The 13,606-nt window shown below is 55.2% G+C and carries 9 protein-coding genes; 1 reads left to right on the forward strand and 8 read right to left on the reverse strand.

The features are described 5' to 3' along the window. The first annotated feature begins 46 nt into the window (after positions 1 to 46). The gene (pfaD, locus tag L2731_RS01710; protein ID WP_249251574.1) at positions 47 to 1,684 is read left to right on the forward strand and encodes an eicosapentaenoate synthase subunit PfaD; all 1,638 of its coding nucleotides are present in this window, start codon (positions 47 to 49) and stop codon (positions 1,682 to 1,684) included. 133 nt (positions 1,685 to 1,817) lie between these two features. On the opposite strand, the gene L2731_RS01715 is transcribed toward pfaD, so the two are convergent. The 8 genes from L2731_RS01715 to caiT all read right to left on the reverse strand — a co-directional run bounded on the left by L2731_RS01715 (position 1,818) and on the right by caiT (position 13,080). After that, on the reverse strand, positions 1,818 to 4,154 hold the full coding sequence (locus L2731_RS01715) for a penicillin acylase family protein (RefSeq protein ID WP_249251575.1): 2,337 nt from the start codon (positions 4,152 to 4,154) through the stop codon (positions 1,818 to 1,820). Positions 4,155 to 4,257: 103 nt separating this feature from the next. After that, positions 4,258 to 5,169 (reverse strand): LysR substrate-binding domain-containing protein, encoded by a 912-nt coding sequence (locus tag L2731_RS01720; RefSeq protein WP_249251576.1) that lies wholly within the window; start codon positions 5,167 to 5,169, stop codon positions 4,258 to 4,260. A gap of 268 nt (positions 5,170 to 5,437) precedes the next feature. Beyond that, positions 5,438 to 6,400 (reverse strand): alpha/beta hydrolase, encoded by a 963-nt coding sequence (locus L2731_RS01725; protein ID WP_249251577.1) that lies wholly within the window; start codon positions 6,398 to 6,400, stop codon positions 5,438 to 5,440. Positions 6,401 to 6,552: 152 nt separating this feature from the next. Next, positions 6,553 to 7,338, reverse strand: coding sequence for a crotonobetainyl-CoA hydratase (gene caiD, locus L2731_RS01730; RefSeq protein WP_249251578.1), 786 nt, complete (start codon positions 7,336 to 7,338; stop codon positions 6,553 to 6,555). A gap of 57 nt (positions 7,339 to 7,395) precedes the next feature. Continuing rightward, positions 7,396 to 8,952 (reverse strand): crotonobetaine/carnitine-CoA ligase, encoded by a 1,557-nt coding sequence (gene caiC / locus L2731_RS01735; RefSeq protein ID WP_283164997.1) that lies wholly within the window; start codon positions 8,950 to 8,952, stop codon positions 7,396 to 7,398. Positions 8,953 to 8,960: 8 nt separating this feature from the next. Then, positions 8,961 to 10,187 carry an L-carnitine CoA-transferase gene (gene caiB / locus L2731_RS01740; protein WP_011866471.1) on the reverse strand — a complete coding sequence of 409 codons (1,227 nt, stop codon included), beginning with the start codon at positions 10,185 to 10,187 and terminating at the stop codon, positions 8,961 to 8,963. A 160-nt stretch (positions 10,188 to 10,347) separates the two neighbouring features. After that, positions 10,348 to 11,484, reverse strand: coding sequence for a crotonobetainyl-CoA dehydrogenase (caiA, locus tag L2731_RS01745; RefSeq protein WP_041509240.1), 1,137 nt, complete (start codon positions 11,482 to 11,484; stop codon positions 10,348 to 10,350). A 51-nt stretch (positions 11,485 to 11,535) separates the two neighbouring features. Next, entirely contained in the window at positions 11,536 to 13,080 is a 1,545-nt protein-coding gene (caiT, locus tag L2731_RS01750) for an L-carnitine/gamma-butyrobetaine antiporter (RefSeq protein WP_052813667.1), read from the reverse strand. Positions 13,081 to 13,606: the final 526 nt, after the last annotated feature.

The raw sequence follows: 13,606 nt of genomic DNA on the forward strand, positions 1-13,606 counted from the left end.
TGCATGGCGCTACCATCGGCCCAAGACGAAAAAGGTCTTTTATTAGATGAATCCGACTACTGCAAACGAGCAGCTCTCTCCCTGGCCCTGGCAGGTGAGCGACAGCAAGGTAAGCTTCGACACCGCCACCATGGCCACCCAGCTGAAGGATTTCAGCCGCGCCTGCTACCTAGTCAACGACAGCGACCTGGGCGTGGGCATCGCCACCGAGGCGAGCCTGATGACCAATAATCAAGGTTCGGGCGCTCAGGCCTCAGGCCATCCGGTCAGCGCCTTCACCCCGGCCCTGGGCACAGAGAGCCTGGGCGATGGCAACTTTCGCCGGGTGCACGGCGTCAAGTACGCCTACTATGCCGGCGCCATGGCCAATGGCATCTCGTCGGAAGAGTTAGTGATCGCCCTGGGTAAGGCGGGGATCCTCTGCTCCTTCGGCGCCGCAGGACTCATCCCAAGCCGGGTTGAGCAGGCGATCGCACGGATCCAAGCCGCGCTGCCAAACGGCCCCTACATGTTCAACCTGATCCACAGCCCAAGCGAACCCGCGCTGGAGCGCGGCAGCGTCGAGCTCTTCCTCAAACATAAGGTGCGCACCGTCGAGGCCTCGGCCTTCCTGGGGCTGACGCCGCAGATCGTCTACTACCGCGCCGCCGGCCTGAGCCGCGACGCCAACGGCCACATCATCATAGGCAACAAGGTGATCGCCAAGGTGAGCCGCACCGAGGTCGCCGAGAAATTTATGCAGCCAGCACCTATAAAGATGCTGCAGAAGTTGGTGGACGAGGGCTTGATCACCCATGATCAGATGGAGATGGCTCAGGCTGTGCCCATGGCCGACGATATCACCGCCGAGGCGGACTCGGGCGGCCACACGGATAACCGTCCTTTGGTGACCCTGCTGCCCACTATCCTGGCGCTTAAGGAGGAGATCCAGGCCAAATACCAATACGCCACGCCCCTGCGGGTCGGTTGCGGTGGCGGTGTAGGCACCCCAGATGCGGCCCTGGCGGCCTTCAACATGGGCGCCGCCTACATAGTGACAGGCTCCATCAACCAGGCCTGTGTCGAGGCGGGTGCCAGCGAGCACACCCGCAAGCTGCTGGCCACCACGGAGATGGCAGATGTCACCATGGCACCGGCAGCGGATATGTTTGAGATGGGCGTCAAGCTGCAGGTGGTCAAACGCGGCACCCTATTCCCAATGCGCGCCAACAAGCTGTATGAGATCTACAGCCGCTACGACTCGATTGAGGCGATCCCTGTCGATGAGCGCGACAAGCTGGAGAAGCAGGTGTTTCGCGCCAGCCTGGATGAGATCTGGGCCGGCACTGTCGCCCACTTTAACGAGCGCGATCCCAAGCAGATTGAGCGCGCCGAGGGCAATCCCAAGCGTAAGATGGCGCTGATCTTCCGATGGTATCTGGGGCTTTCGAGCCGTTGGTCAAACACCGGCGAGCCAGGGCGTGAGATGGACTATCAGATCTGGGCGGGGCCTGCGCTGGGCGCCTTCAATCAGTGGGCCAAGGGCAGCTACCTGGACGACTATAGCAAGCGTCACGCGGTCGACTTGGCCAAACACCTGATGTATGGCGCCGCCTATCTGGCGAGGGTTAACGCCATCAATGCCCAGGGCGTTAAACTGCCTGGAGAACTGCTGCGCTACAAACCCCAGGCGCCGCTGCTCTAGACTCAGTCGAAAACCTGGCCTTAACTGGCAAAAACAAAAGCCACCCTAGGGTGGCTTTTGCTTATCTCACGATGACTTATTCCTGCGCCGACATATATTACGGCGACTTATTTTTACGGCCTCTATCCTACGGCTAATGCGGCATCTGATTCGGCACTAAGGTCAGCCTGGCCTCTATCTCGCCGGGTAGCAGCGGGGTCGGCACGCCCCGGGCATATTCGCCAAATCCGGCGCGATAATATTTAGACAGAGGATGACCCGACTGACCGCCAGGAATCGCCATGATCGCCCTCTCCTCATAGCCAGGCTGCACGATGAAACGCTGCGAGGCGCCAAAGCTAGGTCGCTGCACCGCAGGCATGAAGGTGTCGCCAAAACCCGCCACCTTAGGCATATCCAGCCAGCGACTTAGCTGCGGAATCTGACGACTGAAGGGATGCTGTATCGCCAGGGTATTCACCTTCCCCCAGTTGAGCTCACTGAGCTCACCATCATCACTGTATTTTGCCAGTAGCTCGTCGCGGGCCTTCACATAGCTGGCGATCACCAGCGCATCCCAACTAGTAAGCTCCTGGGGTAGCCAATCTGTGGGCTGCTGCTTAAGCAATTGCCAGATGGCGGGCTCCAGATATCGCTTGAGTACCGACAGGCTCAGCTGCGACTTGGCCAGCTCGGTTTCGATAGGCGCGAAGGTGCTGTCCAGCAGTTGAGTGCGAAACGCCTTCACCAGGGTGAAGCCCACCGATTCGGCGCAGGCACATTCCTGCCAGTCTCTGAGCTGCACTATATCCTTGGCAAAGCGCTTGGGCTCCTTCATTAAGGCCGCAAGCAGATAGGTGTGCCAGGGACGATAGAAGCGCGCCTGGTTATCGAGCTGAATGCGATAGAAGTCGCCCTCATCAAACAGCTCCTGTTCCAGCAGCCTGTCTCTGATCTGCGCGCTCCTGGCTCCCAGGGCATAGCCGCCATCACCATAACGCTGCGCCTCCTGAGTCGACATCACCCTGGCATTGGCGCTCCACAAGCGGCCGCCCGGTGGGTCCTGACGCGAGGGCAACCCCGCCTCACGCTGCTGCCATTTTCCCCATTCAAGCTGCTCGCCACTCAGGGCGACATCACTCACCTGCTTTCTTGCCGGGACGGCGCCGGCCAGCTGCCAGGCCGCATGGCCCTTGTCGTCCGCCAGCATCAGATTCTGCACCGGAATACCAAAACCGCTCGCCTTGGCCATCGCCTCGGCCGCACTGCTCATCTGCTCGAGTGCCATCAACTCCATGTTGACCGCATAGTCCTGATGGGCCACCCAGGACAGTGCATAGGCCTGGCCGTCAACATGACGCACTGGGCCGAAGCGCGACAGGGTCAGCGGGTAGTCCTGCTCTCCCTTTGGCAACTTGATGGTCTCATGCTCTATGGTCAGCGGCTCGTCGTCGCTAAGCGCCACCCAGTCGGCGGTATCGATATAGGCATTGGTGAATCCCCAGGCCAGCTTGCCGTTGCTACCGACCACTATCGCCGGAGCGCCGGGCAGGGACACGCCGGTCACCTGTACCGCCTCGCCCTTGGCGTCGGGATAATTAAGCTGGGCGCGGTACCAGATGATGGGGACCGCGAAGGAGAGATGCATATCATCGGACAGCATGGCGCTGCCTGTGCGGGTCATCTTGCCGGTGACCGCCCAGTTGTTGCTGCCCACCTCTAGGGGTTCCTCTATGCTGACGGCGAGGCGCCGAGCCAGGGTATCGCTATGACTTAGACTCAGGTTTGAGCTTAGGTTTAGTTGGGGGATTTCCGGTGGATCGGAGGGAAACAGGCTGTTATCCAGCGCCGCCTGATAGTTTGAGGCCTGGGTGATGAAGGCGCGCATCTGGGGACCAAAACGCCGCTCTATCTGCTCCAGGGTCAGATCCCGCTTAAGGGTATTGCCTTGTAGATCCAGATACATAGTGTAGATCACCAGCAGGCTGTCGGCAGGTCGCCAGGGCTGACGCTCGGCTTGCGTCAGCAGGTATTCGAACGACGGCAGCGACTGCTCGGCCAGCGCCTTATTGACGCCATCGGCGTAGCGCTGCAACAACTGCTGCTGGGCCGTGGGCAGATGGCGATAGATCTGCTCGGCGCGTTTTCTCAGCTGATGAAAGCGGCGCGACTCATCGAGTTTTACCGCAGGCTTGCCGAACAGCTCGGCCAACTCACCGGCCGAGTTGCGCCTGAGTAGATCCATCTGAAAGAACCTGTCCTGGCCATGGGCAAAGCCTAAGGCGAAGGCCGCATCCTGGCGATTCTCGGCATGGATCACCGCTGTGCCTAGGCGATCGCGCCCTATCAGGGTCTTGGCCGAGATCTGATTTGTGCTCACCTCGCCAGAGAGCTTGGGCAGGCTGAGATTGAGGCCGACATAGACGCCGACCACCAGCAAAAACAGCAGTGACAAGAGGAGGAGCAATAGCAATTTCAGGTGTCTTAACATGAGATAAGCAAGTGATAAGTCAATGGAAACTCATCATAACAAAAGTTGCTTACTTGTTAAGCACCCAAAAGATATTGTTTTGCAGGCCTCAAGGAAAGGGGCGTTAACGCGCCAGGATACGCTCCCCCGGATGATCGCCCGGATAATTGTCGATGATCCAATCGACGATACGCATGATACGGGCGTCGCGCTTCTTCGATGTCTTATAGGCGATATAGTAGGTCAGGCCCGAGAGACAGGTCGGCAGATCCAGTTTCACCAGGTTGCCCGAATCCAGCTCAACCTTGAGGGTCTGCTCCAGCCCCAAAACGATCCCCTGACCATAGATGGCGGCCTGCACCGCCAACATGTTGTGATTGAAGATGATCTTTCGCTGATTGGGACTGATGGCTAGCTCATTGTTTCTAAACCAGGTATCCCAGTCGACACCATAATCCTTGTGTTTCGAATAGAGCAGGCAGTGTTGATCTAGGGTATCGACGCTTATGCCGTTCGACTGAGCGTAATATTGCGGACTACAGAAGGCCACCAGCTTCTCGGTCACCAGGGGAATGATGGTATAACCATCCTGAAATTCCCGCGTCACGATGAAGATGTCGGCAATCATATCGCTCATCTCGATATCGTTTTGAAACATGCCGACATTGATGTTGAGTTCGGGGTAAATCTGCCTTAGCTGCTCCATCTTAGGCACCAGCCATCTGGCCGCCAGCGAGGTGTAGGAGTGCACCCTGACCTCGCCCGTCATATTCTGTACCAGGCTCGAGCAGACGCTATTGAGATCGTAGAACACAGGCGCCAGACGCTCTCTGAGTTCTATTCCCGCCTCGGTGAGATTAATCTTACCGCTTTGCCGGTAAAATAACTTCTCTAAGAAGTAGTCTTCCAGCTGCTTTATCTGCTGTGATACCGCGCTCTGGGTAATGCACAACTCGTTCGCCGCAAGGGAACAACTTTCTAATCTGGCACACGCCTCAAATATCTGCAGCGCTCTTAGCGGAATATTATTATTCATGACTCTTTAGCAAAGCGGAAACCGAATCAAAATGCTAACAAGGGATCCTGAGAAAAGATGTAACGCCGCGCACAATATCTAAGTTAACAACAGGTTAAATTACTGCTTAATTGCAGTAATCAGACTAAGATCACCAATTAACAATCGCTGAATAGTGATATCGACCACAAAGCTGTATCTGAGTATGTTTGCGCAGCAGATCCTGCGGCGCAATCGCTGACCAGATGAGGGCGATAGCCACGACTAACGCCCTAAACGAAGGAGCCCGTTACTCCCCCTGAGGCGCAAGCAAGGGCCTGACCGCCTCGCTCAGCTCATCGAGAAATAATTGCGCCTGGGTGAAGCGCTGTAACATCTTGATAAAACCGTGGATGGTTCCTTCGTACATCTTGTAGGTCACGGGCACCCCGGCCAGTCTTAACTTTTGGGCATAGTTAAAGCCATCATCACACAGGGGGTCATACTCTGCGGTATAGATGAGTGCCGGTGGCAGACAGCTGTGGCTGGCGGCATCTAAGGGGGAGCAATAAGGATGCTTACCATCGGCGGCGCTACGAATATAGTGGTGCCAGTAGTATTTCATGCTCTCTTGCTGTAGCAGGTAGCCAGTGCCATGAGTCTTGGCCGATTGTGTCGACCATCCATACTGCACCGCAGGATAGACCAATACCTGACAGGCCAGCGATGGCCCCATCTCGTCGCGCAGACGCAGGGTCACTGCGGCGGCCAGATTGCCACCCGCGCTGTCGCCCATGATGCCGATACGCTTAGGATCCAACCCCAAGGCCTTGGCCTGCTCAAACACCCAAAGGGTCGCACTGTAGCAGTCGTCCATCGGGATCGGAAACTTATGCTCGGGAGCCTTCTGATAATTTACCGCGATCACCACGGCGCCGGTGCGATTGGCCAGGGCGCGGCTAAAGTGATCATTGGTCTCTATGTTAGACACCACCCAGCCACTGCCGTGGATGAAGATTAAGGCTGGCGCGCCGGCTTCGGGCGCCTCGACGCCCAAGGGACGATAGATACGCACGGGCAGATCCGCTGTCGGGCCGGGAATAAAGCTGTGGATCACCTCACCCACCGCCTCCGGCGTTTTACCGGCCTTGGCGATAGCTAGATCCATCAGCTCCTGACGTCTGGCCTGGGCGGGCGTCATCGTCTCGTAGGCGGGCGCCCCCGAGTCTTTAACCTCTTGTAAAAATTGCGCAACCTCGGGATCGAGTGGCATGGCTAACTCCTTCAACTCAAACTGCTTAAACGCAAACTGCTTAAACGTAAAGTCGCCTATCAACGGAAAGTGCTTGGTTTAATTTTGCCGATAACGATACAGGGATGGCGTCCCCTTAAAGGCGACATCCATCCCAGATTTAACGCGCAGGCTTACTTACCCTGCCACACAGGATCGCGTTTCTCGGCAAAGGCCGCCGGACCTTCCAGCGCATCTTCAGAGTGCAGCACGCTTGGATAGTGCTTCAGCTGACCGCCACGGATATGGGCATAGCCTTGCTCGACAGACAACTCGCCGGTCTCACGATAGATCTCCTTGATGGCCGCTAGGGCAAGTGGTGCGCTCTGGCTGATCTCGTTTGCCAACTCACGAGCCGTCTCAATCAGTGCTTCTTGCTCAACCACACGGTTGACCACCCCCCAGCGCAATGCCTCCTGAGCGTCCATGGTGCGGCCCGTCATCATCAACTCGTTGACGATAGGGGCTGGCAGCAACTTAGGCAGGCGCAGCATACCGCCGCTGTCTGGCACTATGCCTAGCTTGGCCTCAGGCAGAGCAAAGCTTGCATTGTCGGCGCACACAATCAGATCCGCCGCCAGGGCCAACTCGAAACCGCCACCGAAGGCATAACCATTGACCGCGGCGATAACCGGCTTGTCGAGATCAAACAGTTCGGTCAAACCGGCAAAGCCGCCCGGGCCGAAGTCGGCGTCTGGCGCCTCACCTTCTGCCGCCGCCTTGAGATCCCAGCCAGCAGAGAAGAAACGCGCGCCGGCACCGGTAATGATGGCGACTCTAAGCTCGGGATCGTCACGAAATGCCAGGAAGACTTCTCCCATCTCGTAACTGGTTTTTGCATCGATGGCATTGGCCTTAGGTCGGTCTAAAACGATCTCTAAGATGCTGCCATTACGGGTCACGTGTAATGATTCGCTCATGTTACTACTCCATTGAAGTTATCGCGTGATAACAGAAAATTTGTACGGCTCGGGGCCTCAACGGGTCTCGAGCAACTTCTTATCGACTTTGCAGGTGCAGGTGCGGGGAAAGCTCTCGCGGATCTCCACCACACTGGGCACCTTAAACTTGGCCATGTTGGCGCTACAAAACGCCAAGATCTCCTCTAGGGTGAGTGACTGGCCTGGGGCGAAGATGACAAACGCCTTAACGGCCTGATCTCGAATCGGATCGGCTATGCCGATGACGGCGGCATCCTGGATGGCGGGGTGTGACATCAGCACGTTCTCCACCTCTGTACTGGAGATGTTCTCGCCCGAACGCTTGATCATGTTGCTCTTGCGATCGACGAAGTAGAACAGGCCTCGCTCATCCACGTAGGCCTTGTCGCCGGTGAGCAGCCAACCATCGTCACCTAGCGCCGCCCGGGTCGCCTGTGGGTCCTGGTAATACTCCTTAAACAGGCTTCTGCCCGGCACCCCCTTGACCCAGAGATCGCCCACCACGTTAGGAGTCACCTCCCGCCCCGTCTCATCGGTCACCTTGGCTTCATATCCCAGCCCTGGGCGTCCTATTGACGGCCAATGACGAGGCTCGCCGGGCGTGTCGCCAATCAAGCCCACCAGGGTCTCTGTCATGCCGTAGGAGTTAAACAGGGTCACCTTGAAGCGCGTCTCGAAATCCAGCTTCTCCTGATCTGAGATATGCATGAAAAACAACATATCCCGCAGACAATGCTGGTCTTCCCCCTCGGCCACGGGTTGCAGCATAAGGGTGCGCAGTATCATAGGCATGCTGTGGGTGATGGTAGCTCGGTAGTCGCAAATCTGCTTCCAGAAACGGCGGGCACTGTATTTCTCCAACATCACCAGGCAAGCACCGACGGTAAACACCGCCATGGCCGCATTGCACTGAAAATCGATGTGAAAATTGGGCATCATGGAGAGATACCTGTCCTTGGCCGTCAAGCGGGTCTGCCAGGCGGTATAGTGCCCGGCAAATTGCAGGTTGCAGTGAGTGAGTACCACTCCCTTGGGTAGAGAGGTCGTCCCCGAGGTAAAGAGGATCTCCGCGGGGTCTTCGCTTTCCAGCGGCACATGCAGGTCGAGAGTTGGCGCCTGCAGTGCTAACTGATCATCGAAATTCACCCGCCCAGCAAACTGCTCTCCCGCAGCGCGAGCGACAAAGACCTGCTCAAGCCTTTGACCCTTAGCCGCCAACGCCTCATAGATAGGCAGAAAGCTTGGCTCAGTCACCAGGGTGGTGACGTCACACTTGGTCAGTATGTAGCTGCACTCACCCTGCACATATTGGGTGTTGATAGGCACGATCACCGCGCCTATCTTGGCCAGACCAAACCAGCAGAAGATAAACTCCGGGCTGTTGTACAGCTGCACCGCCACCTTGTCGCCCTTGGCTATTCCCTGTTTGAGGAAGAGGTTGGCCGCCCGGTTAATCTGGGCGTCCAGAGATTGATAGGTAAAGGTGCGGATATCGCCGGCAGTATCTTCATATATCAATGCCGTGTTATCACTGTACTGCTGAGCACGATCCTGCCACATGCACCTTAATGTTCTGCTGCCCACGATATCCATCACTTTCCTCACTTACCTTCAAACACCTTGGCAAGACCCTTGGCGCTCAGCGCCGCGATCTCTTCTGCCGAATAACCGATATCGCTCAAAATCGCCTCGGTATCCATGCCGTGCTTAGGCATGCCGCGCCAGATCTTGCCTGGGTTGTTCTTGAACTTAGGCATCACGTTGGGGCCCTTGTAGGCCTTACCGTCGATGTTGGTCCACTCGGTGATAGACTCACGCGCCTGGTACTGAGGGTTTCCTTCCAACTCTGGGATGGTCAGCACCTTGGCACAGGCAATCTTCAGCTCGGCAAAGCGTGCCAGCACGGCTTCGATGGTCTTGCCGTTGAGGTAGTTGTCCAGGCTGGTCTCGACTTCGTCACCAAATGGGCATTCCACCCTATGGATAAGCTGAGTGCCCTCTGGGATCTCGGGCGTTGCCCACAGGTGGCTAATGCCCATGTCCTTGAACATCTCTTCAATCTGCATGGCACCCACCAGCTCCATGACGATGTAACCATCGGCACACTTGTAGAGGCCGCAACCGGCATAGTAAGGATCTTTACCTTTGGTCATACGTGGGCAGACTTCGCCGCCGTTGAAGTAGTCCATCATGAAGTACTGCCCCATGCGCAGCATCACCTCATACATGGCCACATCGATACTCTCGCCGACACCCGTCTCACGCACCTTATGCAGGGCCGCCAAGGCCGCCGTGGTGACCGTCATCCCCGAGAAGTAATCGGCGGTATAAGGGAAGGCCGGCATAGGCTGGTCTTTGTCGCCGTTTTGGATCAGATAACCACTGAAGGCCTGGGCAATGGTGTTGTAGGCCGCAAGGTTGGTGTACTCCTCGGTGCCGTACTGGCCGAAGCCTGACAGGTGAGCGACCACCAGCTTAGGGTTGTGTTGCCATAACACCTCATCTGTGATGCCGCGACGGGCAAAGGCTGGGCCCTTACTGGCCTCGATGAAGATGTCTGTGGTCTCCATCAACTTAAGGAAGGCGTCACGGCCTTCATCCTTAAAGATATTGAGCGACAAGGCGTGTAGGTTACGACGCGACAGCTCTGGATAGTGAGGCTGCACGCGAATGGTATCTGTGTAGGCGACGTTTTCAATCCAGATCACCTCGGCGCCCCACTCGGCTAACATCTGCGCCGCGAATGGGCCGGCAATTTCAATCCCTGAGAACACCACACGCAGGCCCGACAGGGGACCAAATTGCGGGGTAAATAACTTTTTCGACATATCTAGCATCCTTTTTCACACAAACCCGTCCCCGGCACTGATGCGCAGGCATCAATGCGGTAGCGAATTTTCAAGGTTAATGAGATTGTGAGGAGATGGCGGCCATCACACCGCCATCCTTGGCCAGCGGCGCTGGGAGCCGCGTCGCTGCCCTCCCCGTTTAGCGATATTGCTTTAACACGGCACGGCCCAGGGTGAGGATCTGCATCTCATCCGAACCACCGGAGACTCGGTCGACACGGATGTCGCGCCACATACGGCCGATGCGGTGTTCGCCGGCGATAGCGTAGCCACCTAATACCTGCATGGCGGAGTCGATCACTTCGAAACCGGCATTGGCACAGAAGTATTTACACATGGCCGAATCACCCGATGTCATGGTGCCTTGGTCGCACTTCCACGCCGCTTCATAGACCATGTTCTTCATGCTGTTAAGCTTGATCGCCATATGGGCAAACTTGTCCTGGATCAGCTGGAAGCGACCGATAGTCTCACCAAACTGTACGCGCTGGTTGGCATATTTGGCCGCATCTTCGAAGGCGCAGTAGGCCGCGCCATAGTTGGTCAATGCCACCAGGAAACGCTCCGAATCGAACTCTTCCTTCACACGCAGGAAGCCGTTACCCTCGATACCGAACATGTCTGACTCTTCCAGCTCAACCTCGTCAAACTGCAGCTCACAGCAGCTGTCCATCTTGAGGCCCAGCTTAGGCAGCTTGCTCAGCTTGATGCCAGGCTTGGTCATGTCGACAAACCATTCGGTGAACACAGGTGTTTCGCTGTCGGCATCTTTAGCCATCACCACCACGTAAGGGATACCGGCGGCGCTGGTGATGAAGCACTTGCTACCCGTCAGGTAAACCTTGCCGTTACGGCGCTTGTAGGTGGTCAGCAGGCTGCCCACATCTGAACCCGCGCTTGGCTCGGTAATGGCCGAGTTCCACATCTGCTTACCTGTGCCGCGCAGCGCCATGATCTTGTCTATCTGATCTTGGTTGCCGTGTCTCAGCACAGTCGCAATGCCTGGCAGTTGATAAAGGACATAAGTCGGGGCGCCCAGGCGACCCAGCTCTTCCCAGATTGCCGTGAGGGTTACCATACCCTCTTCGAATCCACCGTGCTCCTCAGGCAGTAGCAGGCTATCGATACCCATCTCAGCCAGCTCTTTGACAAACCTTTCAGGGTACTGGCTATTTTCATCACACTCGGCAAAATAGCTTTCCCAGTTCTCCTTCGCCATCAGATCGCGAATACCAGAAACGAATAGCTCTTGTTCGTCGGTTAATTTAAAGTCCATCGTATATTCCTATCTTTACGGTTAACGACTGCTTAGGGGAGAAGCTCCAACCTAAGAAGCCCACTTGTTTTTACGTGCATCTTTTAAGAACGAGATGATCACCAGAATGTTGACAATCACTAGCGGTGCGCCGCCGGCAATAATGGCTGTCTGCAGCGGTTTCAACCCACCCAGTGACAGCAGCACGATACCGATAACACCCACCAACACAGACCAACCCACACGGATCCAAACAGGTGGCTCGTTGTCGGCGTCGGCGCCCTTACAGGTCGACATAGCGAGGGTGTAAGAACAGGCGTTAATCAGGGTCACAGTTGCCAGGAAGCAGAGAATGAAGAAGCCCCACATGGTGATAGTGCTCATGGGTAAGGCAGCCCAGGTCTCAATGATGGCGCGCGGCGCACCATGGTCTTGAATAAGCTGGCCCATGTTGATGATGCTTTCGTGCATCAGGTTAACCGTGTTACTGCCCAGGATGGTCCACAGGAACCAGGTTGAAGCGGTTAGACCCAATACCATGGTCAGACACAGCTCACGTACGGTACGACCGCGAGAGATCTTGGCGAGGAAGATACACATCTGAATGCCATACACTACCCACCAGGCCCAGTAGAAAACGGTCCAATCTTGTGGCCAGCTGTCGGCACTGATAGAACTTGTGTAGAACAGCATGCGTGGCAGGTAAGCCAGCATCACACCGACAGATTCGGTGAAGTAGTTGACGGTAAAGCTGGTTGCACCGATTAAGAACACCCAGAACAGCATGATGATGCTCAGGTAGCTACGCAGGTCACTGGCTATTTTGATCCCCTTAGTCAGACCAAATGCCACGCACACGGCGTTAAAGATGATCCACACAGAGATAACAAAGGTATCGACCTCAATAGTACGCTCGATGCCAAACAACCACTGAATACACTCGGTCACCAGCGGCGTCGCTAAACCTAGGCTGGTGCCCATGGCCAGGATTAATGCCACGACATAGATGTTGTCGATGAAGGAACCCAGGATCCCCTTGTGATGCTTGCCCAGTACCGGCTCAAGGGTACCGCTCGGACGAACCACATCCATCTTCTTCACGAACAGGAAGTAACCCAGGGCGACAGTAAAGAAGCCATAGCCCATCCAAGGCAAGGGACCCCAGTGGAAGAGACTATAGGCCACCCCAAGCTCTTTGGCTTGCACCGACATAGACTCGATTTCAAAGGGTGGGTAAGTCAGGTAGTAGTAAGCCTCTAACGATCCCCAGTAGAGCACTGCGGCCGAGGTACAGGAGGCAAACATCAAGAAGATCCAGCTACCTGTGCTGAACTCGGGTTTTTCCTGACCCAAGCGGTTGTTTGCATAGGGTCCCCAGACCAGCCAACCCCAACCTATGGCTAGGGCTATCATGTACCACTCGAATGCCCATCCCCAAGAGTGGGTTAGATAATGAAATACATCCTTGATAATTACGTTTGCCGCATCGAGATCCCTTACGGTCAGGTAAGAGAGCAATATGACGGCAATCAGAGAAGGAAAAAAGATTTTAGGTTCAATCGTGACCTTCTTCTTTTTCCCCGCTGCGAGATCAAATCCCATGGTTTTTTCGTTCATCTTAATAGATCTCCCTCTTCATAGGAGGACAATAGGTAAAAGCCAATTTAATTAATATGCTTCGCGTTATTGATAAGCAGGGTTCAATAAACGCTTTTACATAAAATTGATAAGCAGTTTTTATTTTGATTCACCACACAACTTTAAATTCATCATTAAATCTGACTCATTAAAGGCTTAGCAGGCATTTAAATAATACGCGGCAACTTTAATTGTTCAGTGATCGTTATCACGTATAAATAAAATCAAAAAAAACAGACAAAAAAGCATCGTTCAAGATGATAAATACGTCGACAACAACTATCGAACCGATCACAAAAAACATGTGCTCGCGATATCAAAGCAGGAATAAATAGTGATTTACATCATATTTAAACCTAAGACATAACCAGAAAAAGGCAGGCAAAACCACATTAAAAACAATGATATACATAGAAACCCGGTGGTAACCGGAGTCGTTGAAAAACATTCAAAACGAATTCTAAAGTTGCCATTAGAAAAACTAAAACGAGACAAATAAGCCAGG

It is taken from the genome of Shewanella aquimarina, assembly GCF_023349185.1.
Classification (GTDB): domain Bacteria; phylum Pseudomonadota; class Gammaproteobacteria; order Enterobacterales; family Shewanellaceae; genus Shewanella; species Shewanella aquimarina.